Source organism: Pseudomonas sp. Sample_21, from assembly GCF_004307525.1.
GTDB lineage: Bacteria > Pseudomonadota > Gammaproteobacteria > Pseudomonadales > Pseudomonadaceae > Aquipseudomonas > Aquipseudomonas atacamensis.
The window spans coordinates 38,559-63,844 of record NZ_RCNZ01000067.1; the positions used below are offsets into that span (position 1 = coordinate 38,559).

The window sequence follows — 25,286 nt, forward strand, 5'->3', positions numbered from 1 at the left end:
GGGGTGAACAACGGATTGTTCGTCCCGGCACGGTGCCGGTGTTGGTCTTACGAACCTAGCCGGCTTTGGGCCTCTCCAGACCACGCGGCAAATGTATCACCAACTTCTGTCGCGCGGCACTGGCAACTTTTAGGATTAATGCCATGAGCCGTATCGCTCTGAGTTCTCTGGAACGGGCGCAGCGGGAAATCCTGCCGCTCGATTTAGCGCTGTACCACGCCGCTCGCGATTACCCGGGCGGCGCTGCTGCCATCGCAGCCACCACTGGCCGCAACCCGACCACGCTGCAGCACAAGCTGTCGCCAACCCACCCGAGCCACTCCATCAACATTCAGGAGTTTGGTGAGATCCTCGAACTGACCAAGGATCGCCGCATTCTCGATGCTGTGCATGCGCTGGTCGGTGACACGATCTGGCAGGAGCTAGCCGACACCTATACCAACGACATGCCCGAGACTCTCACCACCGGCATCGCCGAATACTTCCGCCAAGTCGCGGATCTCGCCGAGACCTGGGCCAAGAGCATCGGCGACGGTGTCGTCACCGATCAGGAACTCGCCGCGATTCGCCTGCAGGTGTTCCGGGGCATCCAAGGGCTGCTGGGTTTGTTCAACCGCGCCACCTACGTCAACCAGACGACGCGAGGCGCTGATCGTGGCTGACATCGCCGATTTCGCCAATGATCTGGTGCAGGAACGCATCGATCAGGCCATGGCTGCGCGCAGCGCTGCCAAAGCAGAAAGCGCTGCCCATTCTTTGCTGTTCTGTGAAGCCTGTGACGATCCGATTCCGGAAGCACGCCGACTGGCCCAGCCGGGTTGCTCGCAATGCATCAGCTGCCAGTCCCTTTCTGAGCGGGGGATTCAGCATGCTCGATGAGGTGTTGGGGCAATTCGCCGATTACGGTCTGGAGCCAGCGCAACCGCTGGTGTTCGGCAAGCTGACCCGCTGCAAGACATCGCAGGACAAGGGCAAGGAAAAGAACGGCTGGTACGTGGTCCACGAGCAGCGCACGGAGAAGGGCGACACCCTGATCTTTGGCGCCTTCGGTGACTGGCGTTCGGGCGAGACGCAGAAGATCAAGGTCAAGGCCGGCCGCATGTCGCCTGAAGAGCGTGAAGTGATGCGCGCCCGCCAAGAAGAAGCTAAGCGCCGCGCTGCCGAAATCGCGAGTAACGCTGCGCGGCGGGCCGCGAAAAGGGCGCAGGGTTTGTTCGAGCGCATGCCGACCACCGGCCGAAGCGACTACCTGGACCGTAAGCAGATCGTTGGTATCAAAGTGCGTTACGCGCCGCGCACCGGTGCGGTACTGGTGCCGATGAACAATGCCCGTGATCAGATCATGGGCCTTCAGGTGATCTTTCCAAACAAGCAGGAAGACACCGGCCGCGACAAATCCTACTGGCCTTACGGGATGGCAAAGGAGGGCACTTTCCACCTGCTCGGTCCGCACCCAGTACCGGGCGAACCGGTGCTGGTTTGTGAAGGTTACGCCACCGGCGCCAGCCTGCACATGGCGACCTCGCTCGCTGTGGCCGTAGCCTTCGATGCGGGCAACCTGTTGGCCGTGTGCAAGGTCATGCGCGAGCGCTTCGCCGGTTGCCCGCTGATCATCTGCCGCGATGACGACTGGAAGACCACCAAGCCCAACGGCGATGCGTGGAACCCGGGTGAGGAGAAGGCTAGCAACGCCGCGCTGATCGTCGGTGCCCAGGTCGTTGCGCCGATCTTCTCGATTGAACGTCACGACAAGTGGACCGACTTCAACGATCTGCACGTCGCCGAAGGCCTCGACGCGGTTCGCCGACAAGTCCTCGCGGTGGTCCGCCCACCGGCAGCCGGTGGCTGGAAAGATCAGTTGGCTCGCAGTGAAAGCGGCGCCTTGATCGCGCACATGCAGAATGTCGAACTGATCCTGGCTCACGACGAACGCTGGGCCGGGGTGATCAGCTACTGCGCCTTCAGCTCGAAGATCGTCAAGCTGCGTGCGGCGCCTTATGGCGGTGGCACCGGCGAGTGGGCCGACATCGATGATGTGCGCGTGATGAAATGGCTCGCGCAGCAGTACAACCTGCGCGTGAAGTCCTCGCACGTGATTGAGGCCGTCAGTGTCGTGGCCCACGATCACGCATTTCACCCGGTGCGTGAGTACCTGAAGAAACTCGAATGGGATCGTGTGCCGCGCCTGGAGCGTTGGCTGACGGATGTCATGGGGGTGAAGGCAACGGATTACACCTCCAAGGTCGGCAAGCGCTGGATGATCTCGGCCGTGGCGCGGGTGATGAAGCCCGGCTGCAAGGCTGACTCGGTGATGATCCTCGAAGGCGTGCAGGGCGCCGGTAAGTCGACCGCCATGAGCGTGCTCGGCGGTGAGTGGTTCATGGACACGCCGTTTGCCCTCGGTGACAAGGATGGCTTTCAGGCGATTCGCGGTAAGTGGATTGTCGAGCTCGGCGAGCTGGACAGCTTTAACAAGGCTGAGAGTACCAAGGCTAAGCAGTTCTTCTCGGCGTCCACCGACACCTACCGCGAAAGCTATGGCCGCAGAACATTGGACGTGCCACGCCAGTGTGTTTTCGTCGGTACCACCAACCAGGACGAGTACCTCAAGGACGCCACTGGTAACCGCCGTTATTGGCCGGTGGCATGTACCAAGGTCGACGTGGCGTTGCTGCGCGAGATCCGCGACCAGCTGTGGGCCGAAGCGATGTTTTGCTTTGAGGCCGGCGATCTCTGGTGGGTAACGCGAGAGGAAGCGCCGATGTTCAGCGAGGAACAGGACGAACGCTTTGTGGTGGACGAATGGGAAACGCCCATCCTGACCTGGCTCGAAGAGTCGCAGATCGGCGAGACCACTACCGGCAGTGAAGTGATGAGTCAGGCGCTCAAGCTCGATCCCGGTCATTGGGGCAAACCCGAGCAGATGCGCGTGGGAGCGATCCTCCATCGACTGGGCTGGCGACGTTTCCGTTTGGGCGCCTTGAGCAAGAGCGGCCAGCGGCCCTGGGCCTACAAGAAACCGGATGGTTGGGGCAGGGCGCCTGTGCTGGAACAACCGGAGTTTGAGGAGCCGTGCTTCGATGATTAAAGCGATCGATATGGCTCTCAAACAATGGGCGCAGGAGCTGCACAGCGACGAGGTGGCCGCCGGTTACTCGGGCGGCAATATGGTCGCCATGATGATGGAGAGCGGTGGCCAGCTCGTGCGCGGCAGGCGTGGGAGCAGGGTGCCGCTGGAAGCCTCTCTGGACATCGAGCGTATCGTCAAGAAACGCCTCGATCCCGAGTTGAAGACGGTGGTGCAGGTGCATTACTTCCAGCCTGATGCGCCTTTGACTGCGCGTCTGGCCGAGAGTGGCTGCACACGCAATCTTTACTACCAGCGCCTACATGACGCTCACATCGTGGTCGAGCACTTCCTCTTGGGGGAAGCGGCTTGAACGTGGGCATTACTCTGGCTCACGCCGTCCCACTGGCCTGCCTCCGTCCCACTGCTTTTTGCGGTGGTGGGACGGGCGCAGGCCCCGTCGTTGTTGGGCTGTCCCACCGTCCCACCTTTTTCATGCCTCCCGCCCGTGTATGCGTAGCGGGCATCAATGCGCGTGTTCACGCGCACGCGTGTTTTTAAATATTCTCTCTATACACGAGAAAGGAGAGTTAAAAGTAGGACGGTGGGGCTAAGCCCCAATCTACGGGGCTTTCAGACGTCCCACCTTGTTTTAGAGAGGTGGGACGCATGGGACGCCAGAAAAGCAAAAGACAGCCGGGATAGATATTCACCGACATTCGCCAGCTGTTCACCGGGCGTAACCCACACATTCACTGGATGGCATTAAAACGGCCTTGCTGCCACCAGAATCGACCTGTAAAAAGGGGCCATCTTCGATGGGTGCGACCGCAAAGCGCGGCAGGCCACCCACCACCTGACCCGGCCATTGCGCCGGGTCTTTTTGTTTAAGGGGCAGGGCAATGACGAACGAGCAACAGGCACTGGCAGAGATGCCGATCTGGTTGGTGATTGCCCTGTCATTGGTTGGCGGTGTGTCCGGCGAGATGTGGCGCGCCGACAAGGACGGGGCGAGAGGCTGGGCATTGTTGCGCCGCCTCGCACTTCGGTCCGGTGCCTGCATCGTGTGCGGCGTGTCAGCGATGATGTTGCTGTTCGGTGCGGGCCTGTCGATCTGGACAGCCGGCGCCCTCGGTTGCCTGACTGCGATGGCCGGCGCCGATGTCGCCATCGGCTTGTACGAGCGCTGGGTGGCCAAGCGGCTGGACCTGAGCGAGGCCGAGCCGAAGGCATGAGCCGGGCAGGCCCGGGAGGGCGCCGATTTTTACGGGTCCTCCCTGAAGGCCGCCCCCTACACGGGTTATCGAACTCGCGGAATCTCTCTAGCTGAAACCTTCGCAGGGATGTCCGTCTTTCCAAGTGCAAGACATCACTCAGCACTGATAACGATCACGTATGTGCTGGTTGTAATACGAACCCTTGGATACAGCCGCTATCAACCCGTTATATACGTCTAGGGGGACGTTGCAGAAGTCGTAAGTGTGGCCTTGTTGAAAACAGATCCTCATCCGTTTCGTGCTTGGATCGTAGCCAACGGCGGTGATTGCATCGGAACGCACGGCAATCATTTCCATGCCATCTCTCCATTTGAAAAAGCGTCTGCAAATACTAGTAGAGAGTCATGGATTTGCAGCCCTCCGCACAAAAGTGCCGGGGACCCTGGGGACTTTCAAAGGACACGGGGTCGGAAACCCGCGGGATTGTGTTAGAGGGAGTCCCGCCAGCTTACTGAAATTTCAATCATTGAAATCTGAAAGGACTCATTGAAAACCGCTGAAAAGGAGGGCTTATGACCGCAGCCACGTGCCTGTCCAAGAGCGACTTCGCCGTGCCATCGGCGGGTCATCGAGTTACATCACCTGGCTCAAGGAGAGCCGTCGACTGGTCCTGTCCCCCAACGGCAAGCAGGTCGACGTGCTGGCCACCGAAGCGTTGATCCGCGACACCACCGAGCCGAACTAGGCTGCCGTCGCTGCTCGCCACAACAGGATCGGCTTCAGGGCGATGTTGCAGCCACGTCGCAGCTCAATACGAGCCGACTAACATGGCTGCGCCGCCGCCCGCTGATCCTGCGCAAGGGGAGACTCCAGTCTTTGTGCAGAAGGCCGCATTGAAAAAGCACATCGCTCAATCATTCACTAATGAGCCTGTCGCTCCGGCCGGCGCGGCAACGCGCCGTCTTATCGAATCCTTGGGAAGTGGAGATGCAATTGACTGCTGCGAGTGAAGAAAGCTGTTCGTCTAAATTGCAAGGCACGCGCGTAGTTTGCATCTGATATGTATCTGAAAATATGGATTTGAGCGTGACGCGCGATTCGAAATTCGGTCTGGTCGCCTGTCGCATTGAACCCCTTATTGCGCAGCCTCAGCCGATTGCAACCCGTTGCGCGACGAACAACAACCGACCAAACACTGGCTATTTGCCGCCAAGCGACCAGGCTTATCTGTTAAATAGCTCCTTGTGCAAGTTTACAAACGCTTGAACAGTCATCGGTGGCTGTCCGGTGACTTCACCAATGATGAAATCCTCGCCCTCGAACACGCCGTGCTGGTAGTCCTTGGCAACTTCCAGCAGATGCTGAATGAGGAAAGGCTGTAGGCCATCGCTTTGCATTTCCTTGCGGTACTGATCCAGTGTTATCGCGACGTACTTGATCTCCCGATCCAATACTTTACCGACTTCGTCAGCCACGGCATGCTGGTTCATTTCGACCGGACCGTGAAGCGGATACGTCTTGCCTTTGTGAGGCTGCGGGTTTTGCAATATGGCAGCGATGAGCCGCGCCTGATCCTCTGCTGCAATCGGGGCATGACGACCTGAGCCAAAGGGGAGGCGAATCTCGCCGTGTTCAACGATATGTTTACGCCAATGCGGGTATATCAACCACTGTGCAAAGTACGTCGGTCGCAAGTGCGTCATGTCCAGCCCCGACCAGTCAAACACTCGTTCTGCGGTGTAGTGATTAAGGGCCGCGTGACTTTTGGCAACGCGACGTGCGGAAATTTGAGACATGTTTACAACTGACTCTACCCCGGCTTCTTTAGCAGCGAGAGCGAAGTAGGCAGTCGCTTCAATCAAGCCAGGTGCGATTGGGTAAACGAAATAAGCTCGCTTGATGCCTTCAAGCGCTGCTCGAACAGCGTTCAAGTCCAGCAGGTCCGCGACCACAACTTCGGCGCCCAATTGGCGCAGTTTGGCCGCTCGATCATCGTTCGTGCGGACGAGCGCACGTACCGCGTGTTTTTTCTGGCGCAGTATTTCAACGGTTCTCCGGCCGGTAAAACCACTGGCGCCGGTAACGAGTATGGTGGGGCTTGTCATCGATCTTCTCTCTCTTTTGGTTTTCGACTGCATAATGGCCATGGTTCGCATGATGGCTGCAATATGGTTATATGATAGCTATCATCTTTGTCAACGAGTTCTTTAGCTCTAGGGAATTCAGAACGTAAGTTTTAGAGGGGGTAGGCAGTGTAGGCGGGGACTGGAGGGACGTCAGCAATCTGACGAGAGGGCTGGCAACCACCGGAATGAGTACACCGCACGCCTAACGAGGGTCCGAATACAAAGTCGGCGGGTTGATGGATCATTTTCACGATGACGGCTTGGATTCAAATGCCTGCATGCCCAGCTTCACTGCAGGTCGGGCCTCTATCAACGCCAGCCAGCGTGCCATGCGGGGCAACTTCTCCCAATGAATTTGGTCGCGCACCGATCTTGCAAAAGTAAACGCAGAAATATCGGCCATTGAAAAGGCATCGCCCGCTATGTACCCGCCCTCGAGAAATGCCTCTGCCGTCATCAGATGTTCCAACGCTCGTCGGCTTAATGGTGCAGATGCATCTTGCTGCCCTATCTGGCGCAGAAAAAAAGCAGCGTGGCTTGGCGCGATAACATCCGTGACGAAGAAATAAAACCGGTCGTAGACCCGGTACCGTTGAGCACTCGGCCCTCTGGGCGACAGCCGACCAGGGGCGTGTTCGTCAGCATACTGAATAATGCCATTTGACTGATTGATTACAAGGGGAGGTGAGACGCTGTGATTTACAAATGTCGGAGCCTTACCTAACGGGTTAAGCGCCAGATATTCTGGGGCACGCTGATCGCCAGAGAGAAGGTCAAGGCACCTCGGGGTAAATTCTATGCCCGCCTCAGTCAAGGCGATTGCAGCTCGCACACTGTTCCCCGTTGATGCGCCATAAAGCTCCCGTATCTCAGACATAAAATTCTAACCTCGTAAAATTGGTTACGCGAATGCATCCACGAAGGACTACGTATTACGGTTTCAGCAATTTTGCTGACCTCTCAGAATTTCGTCGGCGCCGAGCACAGCCTCAGTGCCTCAATTTGTACTTGACTGGTGTGTATTTACACATATGATGGTCGTCATGAAAAGCCCCCATGGCGCCGACCTTTGTCATTGCCTCGCCGCCAGACGCCATGCGCGTCTGCTGACCCGCCTCTACGATCGGCATCTGTCTGCTGCGGGTCTCACTGCCTCGCAGTTTTCTACTCTTGCGTTGATCAATGAGCACCCCGGGATTCTGATCGCCGAATTGGCTGAGGTAATGGTCATGGAGCGAACTACGTTGGTTCGGGCACTGAAGCCACTGCAGAACGAAGGTTATGTCGCTAGCCATGCCGAAGGGCCGCGTTCTGCCATCAGGCTCACGCTGTCTGCGCAAGGACGAGCGAAGTTGGCGGAGGCCGAGCCCTATTGGAAAGCCGCGCAGCGTGAGCGTGAGGATCAAATCGGCGGGGTCGCAGCAGTTCTGATTCGTAACTCGCTTCTTCAGCAGGCCGGTGGCGAATAAATTTTTTTGCGTGTTTGGTGTGTAACTGCACATATGATTCTTACCCAGAAATGAGGAAGTACTCATGAAAGCTTTTCCAAGAGTTCCGTCCCAGAGCGCTGTCAATCCAGCGGAGCGAATCAGTGCGATCGACTTCGTGAACAGGCTCAATTGGTGGTTCGAGACTTGGGATGTGGAGGCAATGGTCGATGCTTTTCTACCGGACGCCGTCGCGTACCACTTCCATGGCACCATTCGTGGCCACGATGAGATTCGCCAGTTCTTCAAGAAGGACTATCCGTATCTGATTCCTGGCGTCAGCCGACACGCCACCAACCACATTGTCGATGCGGATGAAGACGGCGTCGTGGTGCGCTATCAGAATCTGCTGGTGCGCTACGCGACGCCAGAGTCGGCCGCGATACTGGGAGATGGCCAAGCCATCGATAGCCCCGATGATTTGCCTGCCATCTGGCTCTACTCGCCAATGATGGATCGCTTGCGTCGAACTGAACACGGCTGGAAAGTCTTCGAGCGGTTCATAGGTGGTTCAGCCATCAACATGAGGCTTAACCCACCGATTACTGATGCTGCTCAACTTGCCAAGTACATGCCCCAATTAAAGCAAGCGTAAGACCTGCCATCGTCGAGTAGAAATGAAAGGGGGGCGTTCCACACATATTCGGAATAGCGAAGCCCTTGCTAACAGTAAGTCAGTCTTCATCCTTTGAGCGGCGCTTAGCAGCCCGCTCTTTTTTTGTGGGAGTGACAGGCCAGGCATTAATGACCGATTGTAGAAACTGCTCAGACAGTTCAGGGCTATCCAGCGCTCTGGCAATGAGCATCGCCCCGGTGATCGATGAAAGGATGCGTAGTGACTCTTGGTACTTTTCTTCATGATTTGCGCCTTCGACCAACGCCATCAGGGTATCGATCAAATGCTCGACGCCTCTGGTGAAGGAGCTGCTGACCGTGCCACCGGTACGCGCGACATCCGCACCTAATGCAGGAATCGGACAACCCTCGGTCCAGTTATCCAGATGCGCTTGTGTCAGGTACGTCTTGACGAGCTCAGGAATAGATTTGGCATTCTGCCAATCCTGAATATTTGATTCAAATGTCCGGCTGACCGCTTCTGACGCGAGCTGTTCCTTGCCGCCCGGAAACTGTCCGTAGAATCCGCCATGGGTCAGTCCAACTGAGCGCGAGAGCTCGCCGATACCAATTCCGTCGATGCCTTTTTCCCGATACAGCCGTGACGCTGCAGTAAGGATGGCTTCTTTGTTGGCTGCGGCCTGGTCTTTCGTCACTTTCATGAAATTGCTCCTGTGGCCAGGTTGGCATCGCCTGGACATAACGATGTTGCTGGGCTGGCTTTCATGATATTCGTCATATAAAGTTGCTGCAATGGCTGTCTAGGCATCTGTAGAAGTCTCGCGGATCCCATGGCTTTAGCTCAAGTCAAATAATTTTCCGGTGGACCGGCCCCATGAAACGTAATGATCTGCGCTGTGTCGATCTGAATCTGCTGGTGGTGTTCGAAGCTCTTATTCAGGAGCGCAACCTCACCCGCGCCGCTGAAAAATTATCTCTTGGTCAGCCAGCGGTCAGCGCAGCGCTGGTGCGTTTGCGCAGGCTGTTCAACGACCCTCTGTTCGAGCGCATCGGTCGTCGAATGGTGCCCACCTCTCGTGCATTGCGTGCTGCACAGACGCTCGGGCCGGCGTTGGATTGCGTGTGTACTGCGATCGCCGACACCAGGGTTTAACCGGGCTGATCCCTTTTTTTGTCATTAAATATGATGGCTATCATTATTAGTGATAGCCAACTTCACTCCCTTCGATTCGTCGTGACCTCGTGCGAGGCCGAGAATCCGCAAATTCCCAAACCGTCTGGCGGACACAACCCATGGAACAGTCACTCAAACCTTTGCGTTATCCCCTTGCCGCGTTGGCGCTGGTAGCGCTTGCTGCGTGTGAACGCACACCCGATGCCGCTCAGGTTCCCGGGGCGCCGCACGTTACCGTCGCGAAAGTGCTTGAGCAACCCATCACCGAGTGGGATGAAGTCACTGCTCGCCTGGAAGCACCAGAAACCGTAGAGGTTCGCCCACGGGTGACGGGCCAGATCGAACGCGTGGCTTTTACCGATGGTGTGCTGGTGAAGAAGGGCGATTTGCTGTTCCAGATTGATCCGCGTCCGTTCGAGCATGAAGTGCATCGCATCGAGGCGCAGTTGCAACAGGCACGCGCCACGCTGATCCGCACTAGCAACGAGGCGCAGCGCGGACAGCGTCTGTTAAGCAGCAACGCGATCTCTGCCGAACTCGCCGACACTCGCACAACCACGGCGCAGGAAGCCCGGGCCGGTGTCGATGCGATCCAGGCGCAGCTGGATCTGGCGCGTTTGAATCTCAGCTTTACCCGCGTCACGGCGCCGATCACCGGTCGTGTCAGCCGCGCGGAAATCACCGCCGGCAACATTGTCACCGCCGACACGACCGCGCTGACCAGCGTGGTCTCCACCGACAAGGTCTACGCATACTTCGATGCTGACGAACGCATGTTCCTCAAGTACAGCCTGCTTTCCCGCCAGGGCCAGCGCGGCCAGACCACGCCGGTCTACATGGGGCTTTCGAACGAGGAGGGCAACACGCACCTTGGGCAGATGAATTTTGTCGACAACCAGGTAAACCCGAAAACCGGCACCATCCGAGGCCGTGCGGTTTTTGATAACGCTGGCGGTCAATACACCCCTGGTCTGTATGCGCGCTTGAAACTGGTGGGTAGCGCTGCGTATCCCGGTCTGTTGATCAAAGACGAAGCGGTCGGCACCGACCTCGGCAAGAAATTCGTGCTAGTGGTCGGCCAGGACAACAAAGCGGTTTATCGCAGCGTTGATCTGGGGCCGAAACTGGAAGGCCTGCGCATCGTGCGCAGCGGCTTGCAGAAAGAAGATCGCATCGTCATCAACGGCCTGCAGCGCGTCCGCCCAGGTGCTTTGATCGATCCGCAGGACGCGCCGATGGCGAGCCCGGAAACGGTCACCACACTGGCTCGCCAGCGTCAGGCAATCGAAGCCGCCAATCAACCGGCTTCAGCTAAATCGCCTGCGCTGGTGAATGCTGAATCTGCCGCTGCACCTCGCGGATAAGGAGCACTGACATGAAGTTCTCCCAGTTCTTTATCACGCGGCCGATTTTCGCCGCAGTGCTATCGCTGCTGATCCTGATCGCCGGAGCCATCTCGCTGTTCCAGTTACCGATCAGCGAATACCCGGAAGTGGTGCCACCGACCGTGGTGGTCCACGCCAACTACCCCGGCGCCAACCCGAAAGTCATCGGTGAAACCGTGGCCGCGCCGTTGGAGCAGGCGATCACCGGCGTCGAGAACATGTTGTACATGTCCTCGCAATCCACCGCTGACGGCCGACTGACCCTGACCGTGACATTCGCTTTGGGCACCGATCTGGACAACGCCCAGGTCCAAGTGCAGAACCGTGTGACCCGCACCGAACCCAAGCTGCCAGAGGAAGTGACGCGCATAGGTATTACCGTCGACAAGGCTTCTCCCGAGCTGACCTTGCTGGTGCATCTGGTGGCACCGGACAAGCGCTACGACATGCTCTACCTGTCGAACTACGCGATCCTCAACGTCAAGGATGAGCTGTCGCGCCTCGACGGTATCGGCGATGTGAAGATGTTCGGTATCGGTGATTACTCGCTGCGTATCTGGCTCGATCCGAACAAGACCGCTTCGCGCAATCTGACCGCAACCGACGTAGTTAACGCGGTGCGCGAGCAGAACCGTCAGGTCGCTGCAGGACAACTGGGTTCGCCGCCGGCACCGAATGCCACGAGCTTCCAGATGTCGATCAACTCCCAGGGGCGTTTGGTCAGTGAAGAAGAGTTCGAGAACGTCATTATCCGCAGCGGTCCGGATGGCGAGATCACGCGTCTGAAAGACATCGCCCGGGTCGAGTTGGGCTCCAACCAATACGCCTTGCGCGCCTTGCTCAACAACGAGGAAGCGGTGGCGATGCCGATCTTCCAGCGTCCGGGCTCGAATGCGATCGACATCTCCAACCAGGTGCGGGCGAAGATGGCGGAACTGAAGAAGAGTTTCCCGGAAGGCATGGACTACGAAATTGTCTATGACCCGACGATCTTCGTGCGCAGTTCGATCGAGGCAGTGGTTCACACCCTGTTCGAAGCATTGATTCTCGTGGTACTGGTGGTGATCCTGTTCCTGCAAACCTGGCGCGCCTCGATCATTCCGCTGGTCGCGGTGCCGGTGTCGCTGATCGGTACGTTTGCCGTGATGCACCTGTTCGGCTTCTCGTTGAATGCGCTGTCGCTGTTCGGCCTCGTGCTGGCGATCGGGATCGTGGTGGACGATGCGATCGTGGTGGTGGAGAACGTCGAACGGAACATCGAGTCGGGGCTGGAACCGGTCGAGGCGACCAAAAAAGCCATGGGCGAGGTGACCGGTCCGATCATTGCCACGGCGCTGGTGTTGTGTGCGGTGTTCGTACCCGCAGCCTTTATTTCCGGCTTGACCGGGCAGTTCTACAAGCAGTTTGCGTTGACGATTGCGATCTCTACGGTGATCTCTGCGTTCAACTCCTTGACCTTGTCACCGGCCCTGGCCGCCGTGTTGCTCAAGGCACACGGCGCACCGAAGGACCGTTTCTCCAAAGTGTTGGATCGCCTGCTTGGTGGCTGGCTGTTCAAACCTTTCAACCGCTTCTTCGATAAGGCCAGCCATGGCTATGTGATTGCCGTGGCCAAGATCATTCGCGGCAGCAGCGTGGCGTTGCTGATATACGCAGGTCTGATCGCCTTGACCTACATGGGCTTCAGCACCACGCCGACCGGTTTTGTGCCGACCCAGGACAAGAAGTACCTAGTGACTTTCGCCCAATTGCCGGACGCCGCGAGCCTGGATCGCACCGAAAACGTGATCCGGCGCATGAGCACCATCGCCATGAACGAACCGGGCTTCGACAGCGCCGTGGCCTTCCCGGGCCTTTCGATCAACGGCTTCACAAACAGTCCGAATGCCGGCATCGCCTTCATCGGTTTGCGGCCGTTCGATGAGCGCAAGGATCCGAGCCTGTCAGCCGGGGCGATTTCCGCTTCGCTGAACGCCAAGTTCGGCAGCATCCAGGACGCCTACATCGCGGTGTTTCCGCCGCCGCCAGTGCAAGGCTTGGGCACCATCGGCGGGTTCCGTTTGCAGATCGAGGACCGGGGCAACCTGGGTTACGACGAGCTGTACAAAGAAACCATGAACATCATCAACAAGAGCCGCAGCGTTCCGGAGCTGGCCAACCTGTTCACCAGTTACACGATCAACGTGCCGCAGATCGAAGCCGCCATTGACCGCGAAAAAGCCAAGACCCACGGCGTGGCGATCAACCACATTTTCGACACGTTGCAGGTGTACCTGGGCTCGCTGTATGCCAACGACTTCAACCGTTTCGGGCGGACCTACCAGGTCAACGTACAGGCCGAACAACAGTTCCGCCAGGAGCCGGAACAGATCGGCCAATTGAAGGTGCGCAACGACCGCGGCGAGATGATCCCGTTGGCCACCTTCGTCAAGATCAGCCCTAGTTCGGGGCCTGACCGCGTCTCGCACTACAACGGTTTCGTCACCGCCGAAATCAACGGCAGCGCTGCGCCAGGCTACAGCTCCGGCCAGGCCCAGGCGGCGATTGAAAAACTGCTGAAAGAAGAATTGCCGAATGGCATGACCTACGAATGGACCGACCTGACCTACCAACAGATCCTGTCCGGCAACACCGCGTTGCTGGTGTTCCCGCTCTGCGTGTTGTTGGCGTTCCTGGTGCTGGCGGCGCTGTATGAAAGCTGGAGCCTGCCATTGGCGGTGATCCTGATCGTGCCGATGACCCTGCTGTCGGCGATTGCCGGGGTGATCATTTCCAAGGGCGACAACAACATCTTTACCCAGATCGGCCTGATCGTGCTGGTTGGTCTGGCCTGCAAGAACGCGATCCTGATCGTCGAGTTCGCCAAGGACAAACAGGAGCAGGGCATGTCGCCGCTGGATGCGGTGCTGGAGGCTTGCCGCATGCGGTTGCGGCCGATCCTGATGACCTCGTTCGCCTTCATCATGGGTGTGATTCCGCTGGTGACGTCCACTGGTGCCGGCTCCGAAATGCGCCGGGCGATGGGGGTTGCGGTGTTCTCCGGGATGCTCGGCGTAACTTTCTTCGGCTTGCTGCTGACGCCGGTGTTCTTCGTGCTGATTCGTCGCTCCATTGAGCGCAAAAACGCACGCAAGGTCGCCAAGGTTCACCCAACAACCGCATTGCATCCGGAGGCACACTGATGAACACCTTGAAGCTTTTTTTTCCCAGCCTTCTCGTCGTTGCGCTCGCCGCGTGTACGGTCGGTCCCGACTACAAGACGCCTGACACCGCGCCGGCCACTATCGTGTCGATCCAGGGCGGGCACTACGATCAATCGCGGTTTGAAACGGTGTGGTGGCAGCAATTCGATGACCCCACGCTCAACCAGTTGGTGAGCAAATCCCTGGAAGGTAACCGCGATCTGCGCGTGGCGTTCGCCCGCTGGAAAGCGGCCCGAGCGATTCGGGACGACGTCAGCAACGACAATTTGCCGGTGGTTACCAGCCGCGTCAGCAGCCAACAAGGAAAGGGCCAAGTGCCCGGTCAGACCGAAAGCCGCGTCAATCAGGAACGCTATGATCTTGGCCTCGACATGGCCTGGGAAGTCGATCTGTTCGGTCGCATCCAGCGCCAACTGGAATCCAGCGACGCTCAGGAAGATGCTGCCGCCGCAGACTTGTATCAACTGCGCGTGACGATGATTGCCGAGTTGGTGGACGCCTATGGCCAATTGCGCGGCGCACAACTGCGGGAAAAGATCGCCCTGGCCAACCTGAAGAACCAGCAGGATTCGCGCAGCGTGACGGTCAGCCTGCGCGATGCGGGTGCGGGTAATGAACTCGACGTAGTGCGCGCCGATGCACGTCTGGCTGCGGTCGAGGCTACGGTGCCGCAACTTCAAGCGGAGCAGGTGCGGCAGAAAAACCGCATCGCCACGCTGCTGGGTGAGCGTCCGAATACGTTGAGCGTGTCGTTGAACCCCGCCGAGTTGCCAGCCATCGCCAAAGTGCTGACAATTGGTGATCCCGCAGAGCTGCTGCGTCGGCGCCCGGATGTGCTTGCCGCCGAGCGCAGGCTGGCTTCCTCCACTGCGGATATCGGTGTGGCCACCGCCGACTTGTTCCCGCGCGTGAGCCTGAGCGGTTTCCTTGGTTTCACCGCCGGCCGTGGTTCGCAGATTGGTTCCAGTGCCGCCAGGGCCTGGAGTCTGGGACCGAACATCACCTGGGCAGCATTTGATCTGGGCAGCGTGCGGGCGCGCATTCGCGGTGCCGACGCCAATGCCGAAGGCGCGCTGGCGACCTATGAACAGCAAGTGCTGCTGGCGCTGGAAGAGTCTGAAAACGCCTTCAGCGACTATGGCAAACGCCAACAACGCTTGTTGTCGTTGATCAAACAAAGCGAATCGAGCCGCGCCGCTGCCGACCTTGCGGCCATCCAGTACAAGGAAGGAACCGTGGATTATCTGGTGCTGCTGGATGCGCAGCGCGAGCGGCTCAACGCCGAAGATGCTCAGGCACTGGGTGAAACCGATCAGTACCGTGGCATCGTCGCGATCTATAAAGCGTTGGGTGGTGGTTGGGACAGCGGTGACGGCAGGGTCGCGAGCGTTTATTGATATACCGATCGAAACCCCTGGCGGAATCTTTGGCACAATATCAGAAGCGATTTAGAGAAGGTGCAGCGTTTACCTCGCCTGATCGTTCGTCATTATGATTCCAGCAGCGATTGCTCACACCATCGCTGCTGGTCTGGACTCCACAGGCAAGGCGTGTCGAGAACTGCGGCAACTTAAGGTAATAGGCCTGCCGAGCGATACGTCGCGATTGTTCTGTCAAAGACACTGATGTCAGCCCGCCCGCGAGCGATCAATTGAGCTCCCTCCACAGCCGCATAGATCGCCAGCGCTTGTTCCTGTCGTTCCTCAAGGCTCAGCTGTGGCCGGCAAACCGACAACACTTCCGTCAGCCAGCGCACATTCAGTTCGGTGAAACCGTCGACCTCTGTCCTTACCTCTGGTGGCAAGTCATCGTATTCGGCAGACATGATCCCGCACAGGCACATGCGATTGTCGTTGACCAAAGCCATGCGAAAGATGTCCGTGTAGCCCTTGATCCACACATTCAGGTCGTCGGAATCGGCCCGTAAGCCAGCAAGGTATTCAAGCCCATCCTCGGTGTAACGTTTGGCTAAAGCCGCGCCCAAGTCGCCTTTGGTAGGGAAGTGGTAGTGGATGCTCGCGCTTTTGATGCCGACTTCCTTGGCGAGCTCACGAAAGCTCAAGCCGTTGTAGCCCCGGGTCTGCACCATCTTTCGGGCAGCCGACATGATCGTTTCTCGTGTATCCGTCGTCACAAATAAATCTCCCTATCGATAGATAGACGTTGACAGTGAAAATGTTCTTGCCGTAGCTTATACCTATCGATAGGTAGATGGATAGTTATGGAGCTCGTATGAAGATTTTTGATATCCCTGGTTTTCCAAACCCGCTGCGCATTCGTATTGTTCTCGCCGAAAAAGGGCTGGGCTCGCAAGTAGAGTTCATTAAGGTCGACCTGCCTGCTGCGGAACACAAGCAACCCGCGTTCCTGACGATCAACCCGTTGGGTACCGTCCCGGTGCTGCAACTGGATGACGGCACCAACATCAGCGAATGTACCGCAATCACCGAGTATCTGGACAATCTGGACGGCAACCCGATTCTCACCGGCAAGACGCCGAAGGAAAAGGCCATTATCCACATGATGCAAAAGCGCGCAGAGTCCGAGCTGGCGGATCCGGTCGGCTATTACTTCCACCACGCCACGCCGGGGCTCGGTGCCGCGCTGCAGCCCTACAAGAGTCCTGAATGGGAAGGTCGTATCGAGTGGGGCAACCGTCAGCGCGACAAAGCAGTTGCCGGCATGCACTACTTCGATCAGCTCTTGCGCAGTCAGCCATACATCGCCGGTGAGCAATTTTCCATGGCCGACATCACGGTGTATGCCGGGCTGATCTTCGCCGGTTTCGCCAGTATTGCCATCCCCAATCAGTGCAGCGCGCTCCTGGCATGGCAGGCGAAAGTGCAGCAACGCCCAAGCGTAAAAAATCCCGCCTGATCCTTGCTCCTCCGCCCCAACTGGAAAACAGTCAGGGCGGACCTAAACCTACTCGTTTTTTTCAGGTTCCTCTATATGACCCTTTTCAACATCCGATGGGCGATGCGCCATACCCTGGCCATCGTCGCGCTGACGACTGCGTGCTCGACATTGAGTGTTCAGGCCAGCAGCACCCCAGCAGAAAAAAAAGCTGCACATAGCTACACCCATCAAACCGCTCCGACCCAGTTCATCGAAGTCGAGGGTGCGCGCCTGGCATATCGTCGCTTCGGCAAACCCAGTGCCGTGCCACTGGTATTTCTCCAGCATTTCGTTGGCAACCTAGACAGCTGGGATCCCAAAGTCATCGACGGTTTTGCCCGTGATCGTGAAATTATCCTTTTCGACAATGCCGGCGTCGCCAGTTCCAGCGGTGAAGTACCGAACACCATCGAAGGCATGGCCAAATATGCCTCCGGCCTGCTGCAGGCACTGAACGTGAAAAAGGCTGACTTGCTCGGCTTTTCCATGGGCAGTCTGATCGCACAGCAAGTGACGCTTGATCATCCGAACCTCGTCCGTCGCCTGATTCTGGTCGGTTCATCACCTCGCGGTGGAGTTGGTATGGACTCGCTGACGCCGGAATTTCAGGGCTACCTGGCGAAAAAGCGTGCCGTACCGGATGAACTGTTGCTGGACGTTTTCTTTACCCAGACCGTAGAAAGCCAGGCCGCCGGACGCGAATTCCTTTCCCGTCTGCGCTCACGTAGGGTCAATCGCGATGTTGATGTCGATAGCAAGACTGCACCCGCACAAGCAGCCGCCATCGCTGGTTGGGGGGCGCCAGCCGGCAACGCCAACGACTACCTGAAAGGCATCAAGCAACCGACGATGGTAGTCGCCGGCAGCCATGACATTGTCTTCTACACAGTTAATGACGTGACCTTGCAGCAGAGTTTGCCCAACGCCCAGTTGGTGATCTACCCGGATTCAAACCATGGCGCGATCTATCAATACCCGGATCTATTTTTGAAACACGCCACGCTGTTTCTCAATGGGGTGAAGTAATCGAAACAAAGCACTGACGATTTGCTCGGCAGTACATGCCGCACGACCGATTAGGCTCCAAGTCAGGCCTGCGTCTACAGATCTGACGAGCGAAGAATCCAGGATCTCAAAATATGAAAGCGATTCAGTTCCGTAGCTTCGGCGGCCCCGAAGTACTCGAGTACGTCGACTTGCCAACGCCCGTGCCGCGGCCGGGAGAAGTATTGATAGAAACCTCCGCGATTGGGGTGAATTTTCCGGATATTCGTGAACGGTTAGGCATGTATAACCGGCCCGAAACACGCGTTGGTGGTGTCACGCTGCCGCATGTATCCGGACTTCAGGTGGTCGGACGCGTTTCAAAAACAGGAGCGGGCGTTGACCGTGCCGTTATCGGGCGCAAGGTCATGGCCTTGATGCCCAAGGGCGCATACGCACAGCAGGCTATTGCCCGTGCTGACATGCTGGTAATGCTGGATGAGTCGGTAAACGACGTCGCCATGGCGGGTTTACCTTGTCAGGGGGTGACTGCGTTCCTCGCTCTACGCACATGCGCGCATTTACAGTCAGGTGAAAGCGTTTTGATCCAAGGCGCCGCCGGGGGGCTTGGCAGTCTGGCTGTGCAGATTGCAAAAGCCATGGGCGCACAGACAGTTTTCGGTACGGCCAGCACTGAAAATCGACGCGCATTCGTGCGCAGCCTCGGGGCCGACTATGCCATTAGCTACGACACTCCCCAGTGGCCGGAGCGGGTGCTTAAATTGACCGAGGGGCGTGGAGTCGATGTGATCCTCGAAACCATCGGCGGCGAAGTGTTCGATCAGAATTTTGAGTGTCTCGCCATGCTGGGGCGTTGTGTGGTGGTAGGCTCCACGCGGGGGCCAGGCGAGGCATTGGCGCCTCGTCGGTTGATGGCCAAAGCGCAAACCTTGACCGGCATGTACCTGCCGACGTTCTTCCAGCGCCCTACTTTGATTCGCGAAGCTTTGCAATTCCTCGCTGATGGCGTTTCAGGCGGAGTGATCAGACCAGTCATCGGCGCGACGTTACCCCTGAGCGAAGCAGGGCTGGCGCACGCCTTATTGGAGCGAAGGGAAGTGCAAGGCGTCATTGTGCTGGATCCAAACCTCTAAGAGTGAATCTCCGATTCCCTGAGTTTTCTCGCGAATTAATGATGTAGGGGGGCTGTGGCGTTGATCAGGCGGACAAACATTCATCAGTAAATATGTCCTCACGAGAAGAGGACGCTATGCGGCATCACGGTTTCAATGGCAATGCAAGATGTTGACGCTCGGACTGGTGCTCGCGTGGGACGATCAATGCATTAGTGCGGTCACATAGCCTTTCTAGGTCTATAAAGGATAAGGTCTTGCGCACACGCGTCACGCCGTCCTCATTAAGAGTGGCCCGATATTAGCGTTGCGATTATGGCGGTTCGTCTACCGATGGCGGACCTGATAGGCTGCTTCTGGCCGTTAGCGGCCACTTGCGAACGGCCGCTTCTAGGCGAAACCTGTTATACATGAACGCCAGCAATTGCTCGATTACAACCCCCCCCATTAGCCTGAAATCTAAGTCTTGAAGGGAGCCAGTTTCCTGCCCCCGTCAGATTGTGGAACCTTCGTTTTTCCGAGAATTCTTCCTGCATCCTTCGCAGGTGAAAGCCCAAATACCTTCGTATAGTCTCGACTAAACTGCGTTGGGCTTTCGTAGCCCACCTCGAAAGCTGCCGCCATGACGCTCCTGCCGCTGGCTACCATGAGCATCCGCGCCTGAAGTAAGCGCACTCGTTTGTGATACTGCAATGGACTCAACGTCGTCACCGCTTTGAAGTGGCGATGGAAGGCCGAGACGCTCATTGCCGCTTTCTGAGCCAAGCTTTCCACCCTGATCGGCTGCGCAAAATCTCGACGGATCCATTGAATGGCTGTGTTCACTCTGGCCATGGCGGTATCGGGCGCTGCGATCTCTCGCAGCATCCAGCCGTGGGGGCCTTGCAGCACGCGAAACAGTATCTCGCGTTCATAAACAGGCGCCAGGGCTGCGATAGCTTCCGGGTTGCCCATCAATCGCAACATGCGCACCCATGCGTCCATTAATTCGGTCGTAACGGCCGCCACCGAAAAGCCCGGGTCGCTTTCATGGCGGCCGACAGGTTTGGGCAGGTCAGCCAGCAAGGTTGATAACACGGTGGGATCAAGCGTGAGGCTTATGGCCAGATAGGGTTCGCCCGTTGCCGCAGGGTGCACCGCGCCCACCGCAGGCAACTGAATCGACATGACGAAATAGGTCGCAGGGTCGTATCGCAGCGTGCGGTCGCCCACGGTCATGGTTTTGCTGCCCTGCAGAATCAAGTTGATCATCGGGTCATAGACTGCCGCCAGCATATGCTCGGGGATTTTGCCTTGGACCATAGCGACGCGGGGAATGCCCGTCTCTGTGCGGCGTTTTTCGGCCTTGGCGGCGAGGATGCGGAGTTCGTTAAGTTGTTCGTTCATGCTGGCCATGCTGAATGTCACAGCAGGAGCAACGCAAGCGAAAAGTAGAAACAGGCAGATTTCGAGTAGGAACGGCTGCGTCCGCAGTGACCAGCGCCCTTAATGTGGAGGCTCATTCAAGCAGTCGAGGAGTACGTCATGGGCGTTATCGTCATTACCGGAGGCAGTCGAGGGATCGGTGCGAGTGCAGCAGAACACGCCGCCCGGTGGGGTATGGGTGTCATTCTTACTTACAACCAGCATCCGGACGATGCGGATGATGTGGTGCGACGCATTGAACGAGCGGGCGGCAAGGGCGTTGCGCTTAATCTCGACGTGGCGGATGTGGAAAGTTTCAAAGGGTTCCGCGATGCCATCCTGTTAGTGCTCCGGGAGACATGGGGCACAAGCACCCTCTCAGGTTTAGTTAATAACGCCGGCTATGGCCTGTTCAACCCGCTGGCGTCGGTCAGCGAGGCTCAGTTTGATGGTCTTTTCAAAGTCCATCTGAAAGGCCCTTTCTTTCTGACGCAGACCTTGCTGCCATTACTGGAGGAGAACGCCAGCATCGTCAATCTGACCAGCGCTACTACACGCGTGGCCACCTCCGGGGTGGCGCCGTATGCGGCGTTCAAAGGTGGACTGGAAGTGCTCACGCGCTACATGGCCAAAGAGTTCGGTGATCGGCGCATACGTGTCAATGCGGTTTCACCTGGGGCGATTCGAACCGAGTTAGGTGGCGGGCTCAATGATGAGTTTGAGGCGATGCTGGCTGAGCAAACGGCGCTAGGCAGAGTCGGTGAGCCCGAAGATGTGGCCCGCGTCATTGCCATGTTGCTGTCCCAAGACGGGGCCTGGATCAATGCCCAGACCATCGAAGTCGCGGGCGGCTACATCATCTGAACGATCGGGAGACGTTGCCATGCTGGATCATATTTTTCTGTCTGTGAGTGACATTGAGCGCTCTATCCGTTTCTACGAAGCTACGTTGGCGCCGCTGGGTATCACCGCGCGCTTGGACTACGATGGCAAGGACGGTCCGCCTGGGCATCCGGACCTGAAAGGTTTCGGCGCCAAGGGCCGGATGTTTTTCTGGCTGCGTCAGGGTGAAGTCGAAGGCCGAGCGGTACATGTCGGTTTCGTCGCAGACAGTAAAGCTCAGGTTGCGGCGGCCTATGCGGCAGCGTTGGCTCAGGACGCCGTCGATCAAGGCGCACCGGGGGCGCGTCTGCACTACGACCCCAACTACTACGCGGCCAATGTTCTGGATCCTGACGGATACAGCCTGGAATTCGTTTACAAGAACTGGCAGCACGCACAATGAAAAAATTGATGATTTATGGCGCAACCGGCTACGTCGGGCGCATGGCGACCGACTATGCAGTGGCGCAGGGACTGGACGTTGTCATCGCCGGGCGCAGCCACGACAAGCTGCGCGCTCTGGCTGCACAGTTGGACGTTCCTTATCGCGTGTTTTCCCCTCATGCCCCGTCGACACAATGCCTGGAAGGCATTGGCCTGCTGGTGAACTTTGCCGGCCCCTTCGCGCGGACAGCTGACGCCTTGATGTGGCTCTGTATCAAGGCTGGAGTCGATTATCTGGATATCACGGCCGAGATCAACGTATATCGGTTGGCCGAGCAATTGGGCGATGAGGCGGCAGGGGCAGGGGTCATGCTCCTACCTGGCGTCGGTTGGGACGTAGTGCCGACCGACTGCCTGGCGGTGCATGTCGCTCGTCGGGTGAAATATCCGCAGTCGTTGAACATTGCACTACAGGTCGCGGGTTCCATTTCACGTGGGTCAGCACTGAGTGTTAGCGAAATTGTTGGAGCGGGGCTGCTGGCCCGGATTGATGGAGCGCTTCTTTCAACTCCCGATGCGCAACCGCGACACTTCGATTTTGGCGACGGCCAGGAGCTTTGCGTGCCTTTGTCGTTCGGTGATCTGGTCACCGGCTGGCGCTCCACCGGCATTCCCAATATTGCAATGTTTGTACATTTTTCCGGTGATCCATTACCTGACGGAGATCTTTCAAAAATTCCCGAGGGGCCGAACGCGCAACAGCGCGAAGCTCATCGCGCTCGGGCAGTGGCCGAGGTAACTGGCGCTGACGGCACTGTGGCACGTTCAGTGATCGAAACCGTCAACGGTTACACCTATACGCCGATTGCTGCCATGGAGGCGGCACGCCAAGTATTGAACGGCGTGCGAAGACCGGGTTTTGAGACACCGGCAAAGCTGCTGGGCGGCTCATTCGCCGAGAGCATCGGCGGTACGACCATCACTGATTACTGATTGATCGGACGATAGTGCAGATGTTGTTTACTCAGGATTCCACTGCGCTGTCGTCTGCCTCGAACTCATGGGCAAGCCACCTGCCGGCAATCCGTGCGACGTTCACCAAGCGCTCGCTGGACATCCCGCTGCATGCCGCTGCAGACAGCCCCCGCAGGGTGACCAGGATGTAGTCAGCCCAGGTCTGCGCAGCGTCCGGGCAGACTTGGTCCAGATACCGGCGGATCGCCTGGATTCCAGCGTCGCCGAATTTCTCCGCCATGTTTCGAGCGACCGGATCGTCCGCACGCAGGCCTTCGGTGATCAGGCAACCACGCAAAGCGCTATCTCGCCCGTACTGCTGCGCAGCGGCAATCAGCAGCGAGGTTAGCGCTTCGGCGGGAGGTCGATCCGGTGCCAGCAGTCTGTCCATTGGCAGCGCGTTTTCTGCGGCATAGCGATGCATTGCTCGTTCGAACAGTTCGGCCTTGCTTCCATAGGCTGCGTAAAAGCTCGGCGGCTTGATATTCATTGCCTCGGTCAGGTCGGTCAGGCTGACAGCGTCGTATCCACGCTGGTGAAACAGTGCTTGTGCGATGGCTATCCCTTGCTCCCGGTCAAAGGCGGAACGGCGCTGTCTGGGTTTTTCGTTCATGGCTATTTCTCTAGGTAATACGCCACTGTAGCGATCGCTACATGCAAGTTCAAACGCTTCGGTTGCTCCTTTTATTTAGTACTCACTAAATAATTTGCAGAGGACGTTCTTCCTATGTAGTGTTCACTACATATACGACAGTTGAGGTTCATCCCATGCAATTCAGAAACAAGGTCGTGCTGGTTACTGGCGGTTCTTCGGGCCTCGGCTTCGCAATCGCCGAAGCATTCGTCAGCCAGGGTGCGGATCTGATCATTACCGGGCGCCGCCAGCCTCAGCTAGACGAAGCAGCAAGTCGCCTCGGTGGGAATGTTTCTGCGGTGCGGACTAATATCTCGGACCCAGCCTCCCTAGGGGAACTGTTCAAGCATATCGGTGCGGTCCACGGTCGTATCGATGTATTGATCGCTAACGCCGGGATGGGTGAAATCGAGCCTCTAGGTGCAATCACCGACGCGGGCTTCGATCGGGTGTTCGCGACCAACGTCAAAGGCACCACCTTTACGGTTCAGGGGGCGTTACCGCTGATGAGCGAGGGGAGCAGCGTTGTCATTATCGGCTCGACTTCTTCGATCAACCCTGGACCTGGTATGAGCGTGTACTGAGCAACCAAGGCCGCACTACGCGCGTTGGTGAGGAGCTGGATTCTCGACATCAAAGGATCGGGTGTACGCATTAACTTACTCAGCCCCGGGCCGGTGGACACCCCGTCCCTACGGGCCGTGCTTGGTGAAAACGCGCCACAGGTAATCGATTTGCTAAATGAGAAGAGCACCCTCGGCCGGATCGGCCAGGCACACGAGATCGGCCAAGCTGCGCTCTTTCTGGCGAGCGAGGCGTCGAGCTATGTCAATGGTGCCGAGCTGTTCGCCGACGGTGGAGCTTCTCAGGTTTGAACGCCCATGGATCGGTCGTCTCGCCAAATGCTTACCTTCCGCTGAACGACGACAATGCCTTAACGGGCAATCCGCAACGGGAATATCATTCGCTTATAGCTGACGAGTGCAACCATCCTGCCGAGTGAATCGGGGATGCAAGGAGTTACCAAATGAGTAAGTTTGCTGGATCAGTAATCGATCATGTGGGCATTGGTGTCTCGGACATTTTGCGCGCTCGCGCCTTTTACGAGCGGTCGCTCGAGCCGTTAGGGATCACATTGCTAATGAGCATCGAGACGGACCATCCGCATTCGACGCCTCGCAGACTTGGGTTCGGCTCCGCAGGCAAGCCGTTCCTGTGGCTGCACGATGCACCAGTTCCCAGCTACGGGGCTCATATCGCGCTGATGGCGCAGAGTCATGGGGCCGTCGACGCATTCCATGCGGCTGCCATCGCCGTTGGCGGACAGGACAATGGCGCACCAGGCATCAGGCCTCAGTACCACTCCGATTATTACGCAGCCTATGTACTGGGCCCTGACGGAGTTAATCTGGAGTGTGTTTGCCAACTGACGCCTTAGGTGCCTGGGCTCTCATTAGGTATCTGTCAGGTGGCATTCTTCGTCAGCTTTTCAACCGCATCGAGCTGTTAGCCAATGGAGGTTTTCCCAGAATTGAATGTGTTCCTGTTTAGCTATGGAGCAATTCTTATAACCGATAGCAGCGCCAACTCAAGATGTCTCGTGGCACGGCTGTAATGAGGCTCCTCCTCTGGCCTGTTGCTGTGGCTGCTCCTGGCCGTTAGCTGCCGCTCGTGACCGCCAGCTTCCGGCCAAAAGCTGACAGTCGTGGCCGCACTAT

The 25,286-nt window shown here is 57.7% G+C and carries 26 protein-coding genes and 1 pseudogene; 20 read left to right on the plus strand and 7 right to left on the minus strand.

From position 1 onward, the window contains the following. The first annotated feature begins 143 nt into the window (after nucleotides 1-143). From D8U71_RS11965 to D8U71_RS11985, 5 genes are all read left to right on the plus strand, one after another. On the plus strand, nucleotides 144-662 hold the full coding sequence (locus D8U71_RS11965; RefSeq protein WP_009049401.1) for a phage regulatory CII family protein: 519 nt from the start codon (nucleotides 144-146) through the stop codon (nucleotides 660-662). Beyond that, nucleotides 655-879 carry a TraR/DksA family transcriptional regulator gene (locus D8U71_RS11970; protein ID WP_008080171.1) on the plus strand — a complete coding sequence of 75 codons (225 nt, stop codon included), beginning with the start codon at nucleotides 655-657 and terminating at the stop codon, nucleotides 877-879. The genes D8U71_RS11965 and D8U71_RS11970 overlap by 8 nt, the downstream gene beginning before the upstream one ends. Continuing rightward, nucleotides 869-3,088, plus strand: coding sequence for a VapE domain-containing protein (locus tag D8U71_RS11975; RefSeq protein WP_093101812.1), 2,220 nt, complete (start codon nucleotides 869-871; stop codon nucleotides 3,086-3,088). The genes D8U71_RS11970 and D8U71_RS11975 overlap by 11 nt, the downstream gene beginning before the upstream one ends. After that, complete coding sequence (locus tag D8U71_RS11980; RefSeq protein ID WP_093101811.1) at nucleotides 3,081-3,440, plus strand: hypothetical protein; 360 nt, start codon at nucleotides 3,081-3,083, stop codon at nucleotides 3,438-3,440. Before D8U71_RS11975 ends, D8U71_RS11980 begins: the two co-directional genes overlap by 8 nt. Before the next feature lie 529 nt (nucleotides 3,441-3,969). Beyond that, on the plus strand, nucleotides 3,970-4,302 hold the full coding sequence (locus D8U71_RS11985) for a phage holin family protein (protein ID WP_008080174.1): 333 nt from the start codon (nucleotides 3,970-3,972) through the stop codon (nucleotides 4,300-4,302). 138 nt (nucleotides 4,303-4,440) lie between these two features. On the opposite strand, the gene D8U71_RS11990 is transcribed toward D8U71_RS11985, so the two are convergent. Beyond that, entirely contained in the window at nucleotides 4,441-4,641 is a 201-nt protein-coding gene (locus tag D8U71_RS11990) for a KTSC domain-containing protein (protein WP_093101810.1), read from the minus strand. Between the two features lie 229 nt (nucleotides 4,642-4,870). On the opposite strand from D8U71_RS11990, the gene D8U71_RS28610 reads away from it, so the two are divergent. After that, a complete protein-coding gene (locus D8U71_RS28610) occupies nucleotides 4,871-5,029 on the plus strand; it encodes a hypothetical protein (RefSeq protein WP_231990161.1) in 159 nt (52 codons plus the stop codon). A gap of 478 nt (nucleotides 5,030-5,507) precedes the next feature. Here D8U71_RS28610 and D8U71_RS12000 read toward each other — a convergent pair whose 3' ends face one another. Both D8U71_RS12000 and D8U71_RS12005 read right to left on the minus strand, forming a co-directional pair. Further along, nucleotides 5,508-6,389: an NAD(P)H-binding protein gene (locus tag D8U71_RS12000; RefSeq protein ID WP_093106737.1), complete on the minus strand. Its 882-nt coding sequence runs from the start codon at nucleotides 6,387-6,389 to the stop codon at nucleotides 5,508-5,510. Between the two features lie 268 nt (nucleotides 6,390-6,657). Further along, nucleotides 6,658-7,287, minus strand: a complete 630-nt coding sequence (locus D8U71_RS12005) for a glutathione S-transferase family protein (RefSeq protein ID WP_093101809.1) — start codon at nucleotides 7,285-7,287, stop codon at nucleotides 6,658-6,660. A gap of 166 nt (nucleotides 7,288-7,453) precedes the next feature. Here D8U71_RS12005 and D8U71_RS12010 point away from each other — a divergent pair, with 166 nt between their 5' ends. Together D8U71_RS12010 and D8U71_RS12015 are read left to right on the plus strand one after the other, a co-directional pair. Next, entirely contained in the window at nucleotides 7,454-7,879 is a 426-nt protein-coding gene (locus D8U71_RS12010; protein ID WP_231990160.1) for a MarR family winged helix-turn-helix transcriptional regulator, read from the plus strand. Nucleotides 7,880-7,943: 64 nt separating this feature from the next. Then, nucleotides 7,944-8,492, plus strand: a complete 549-nt coding sequence (locus D8U71_RS12015; protein WP_093101807.1) for a nuclear transport factor 2 family protein — start codon at nucleotides 7,944-7,946, stop codon at nucleotides 8,490-8,492. Nucleotides 8,493-8,571: 79 nt separating this feature from the next. On the opposite strand, the gene D8U71_RS12020 is transcribed toward D8U71_RS12015, so the two are convergent. Continuing rightward, the gene (locus D8U71_RS12020; protein WP_093101806.1) at nucleotides 8,572-9,174 is read right to left on the minus strand and encodes a helix-turn-helix domain-containing protein; all 603 of its coding nucleotides are present in this window, start codon (nucleotides 9,172-9,174) and stop codon (nucleotides 8,572-8,574) included. A 173-nt stretch (nucleotides 9,175-9,347) separates the two neighbouring features. Here D8U71_RS12020 and D8U71_RS12025 point away from each other — a divergent pair, with 173 nt between their 5' ends. From D8U71_RS12025 to D8U71_RS12040, 4 genes are all read left to right on the plus strand, one after another. Further along, nucleotides 9,348-9,626: a LysR family transcriptional regulator gene (locus D8U71_RS12025; RefSeq protein WP_093101805.1), complete on the plus strand. Its 279-nt coding sequence runs from the start codon at nucleotides 9,348-9,350 to the stop codon at nucleotides 9,624-9,626. Between the two features lie 140 nt (nucleotides 9,627-9,766). Further along, complete coding sequence (mexE, locus tag D8U71_RS12030; RefSeq protein ID WP_093101804.1) at nucleotides 9,767-11,011, plus strand: multidrug efflux RND transporter periplasmic adaptor subunit MexE; 1,245 nt, start codon at nucleotides 9,767-9,769, stop codon at nucleotides 11,009-11,011. Between the two features lie 11 nt (nucleotides 11,012-11,022). Continuing rightward, a complete protein-coding gene (locus D8U71_RS12035; protein ID WP_093101803.1) occupies nucleotides 11,023-14,214 on the plus strand; it encodes an efflux RND transporter permease subunit in 3,192 nt (1,063 codons plus the stop codon). Next, nucleotides 14,214-15,632, plus strand: coding sequence for a TolC family protein (locus tag D8U71_RS12040; protein ID WP_093101802.1), 1,419 nt, complete (start codon nucleotides 14,214-14,216; stop codon nucleotides 15,630-15,632). Before D8U71_RS12035 ends, D8U71_RS12040 begins: the two co-directional genes overlap by 1 nt. Before the next feature lie 173 nt (nucleotides 15,633-15,805). On the opposite strand, the gene D8U71_RS12045 is transcribed toward D8U71_RS12040, so the two are convergent. After that, entirely contained in the window at nucleotides 15,806-16,342 is a 537-nt protein-coding gene (locus D8U71_RS12045) for a TetR/AcrR family transcriptional regulator (protein ID WP_093101801.1), read from the minus strand. 125 nt (nucleotides 16,343-16,467) lie between these two features. Between D8U71_RS12045 and D8U71_RS12050 the strand changes: the two genes are divergently transcribed. The 3 genes from D8U71_RS12050 to D8U71_RS12060 all read left to right on the plus strand — a co-directional run bounded on the left by D8U71_RS12050 (nucleotide 16,468) and on the right by D8U71_RS12060 (nucleotide 19,271). Further along, entirely contained in the window at nucleotides 16,468-17,112 is a 645-nt protein-coding gene (locus D8U71_RS12050) for a glutathione S-transferase (protein WP_093101800.1), read from the plus strand. Nucleotides 17,113-17,187: 75 nt separating this feature from the next. Beyond that, nucleotides 17,188-18,159, plus strand: a complete 972-nt coding sequence (locus tag D8U71_RS12055; protein WP_130887832.1) for an alpha/beta hydrolase — start codon at nucleotides 17,188-17,190, stop codon at nucleotides 18,157-18,159. A gap of 113 nt (nucleotides 18,160-18,272) precedes the next feature. Then, complete coding sequence (locus tag D8U71_RS12060; protein ID WP_093101798.1) at nucleotides 18,273-19,271, plus strand: zinc-binding dehydrogenase; 999 nt, start codon at nucleotides 18,273-18,275, stop codon at nucleotides 19,269-19,271. A 438-nt stretch (nucleotides 19,272-19,709) separates the two neighbouring features. Here D8U71_RS12060 and D8U71_RS12065 read toward each other — a convergent pair whose 3' ends face one another. Beyond that, on the minus strand, nucleotides 19,710-20,636 hold the full coding sequence (locus D8U71_RS12065) for an AraC family transcriptional regulator (protein ID WP_093101797.1): 927 nt from the start codon (nucleotides 20,634-20,636) through the stop codon (nucleotides 19,710-19,712). 138 nt (nucleotides 20,637-20,774) lie between these two features. Between D8U71_RS12065 and D8U71_RS12070 the strand changes: the two genes are divergently transcribed. Genes D8U71_RS12070 through D8U71_RS12080 form a run of 3 tightly spaced genes read left to right on the plus strand, consistent with a single transcriptional unit; the run spans nucleotide 20,775 to nucleotide 22,913 of the window. Next, nucleotides 20,775-21,518 carry an SDR family oxidoreductase gene (locus D8U71_RS12070; protein WP_093106733.1) on the plus strand — a complete coding sequence of 248 codons (744 nt, stop codon included), beginning with the start codon at nucleotides 20,775-20,777 and terminating at the stop codon, nucleotides 21,516-21,518. A 19-nt stretch (nucleotides 21,519-21,537) separates the two neighbouring features. Continuing rightward, entirely contained in the window at nucleotides 21,538-21,939 is a 402-nt protein-coding gene (locus tag D8U71_RS12075; protein ID WP_093101796.1) for a VOC family protein, read from the plus strand. Further along, nucleotides 21,936-22,913 carry a saccharopine dehydrogenase NADP-binding domain-containing protein gene (locus D8U71_RS12080; protein WP_093101795.1) on the plus strand — a complete coding sequence of 326 codons (978 nt, stop codon included), beginning with the start codon at nucleotides 21,936-21,938 and terminating at the stop codon, nucleotides 22,911-22,913. The genes D8U71_RS12075 and D8U71_RS12080 overlap by 4 nt, the downstream gene beginning before the upstream one ends. A gap of 31 nt (nucleotides 22,914-22,944) precedes the next feature. On the opposite strand, the gene D8U71_RS12085 is transcribed toward D8U71_RS12080, so the two are convergent. Then, the gene (locus D8U71_RS12085) at nucleotides 22,945-23,547 is read right to left on the minus strand and encodes a TetR/AcrR family transcriptional regulator (RefSeq protein ID WP_093101794.1); all 603 of its coding nucleotides are present in this window, start codon (nucleotides 23,545-23,547) and stop codon (nucleotides 22,945-22,947) included. A 155-nt stretch (nucleotides 23,548-23,702) separates the two neighbouring features. On the opposite strand from D8U71_RS12085, the pseudogene D8U71_RS12090 reads away from it, so the two are divergent. Then, nucleotides 23,703-24,443, plus strand: a pseudogene (locus tag D8U71_RS12090) (SDR family oxidoreductase). A 152-nt stretch (nucleotides 24,444-24,595) separates the two neighbouring features. Further along, entirely contained in the window at nucleotides 24,596-25,006 is a 411-nt protein-coding gene (locus D8U71_RS12095) for a VOC family protein (protein WP_093101792.1), read from the plus strand. The last annotated feature ends 280 nt before the right edge of the window (nucleotides 25,007-25,286 follow it).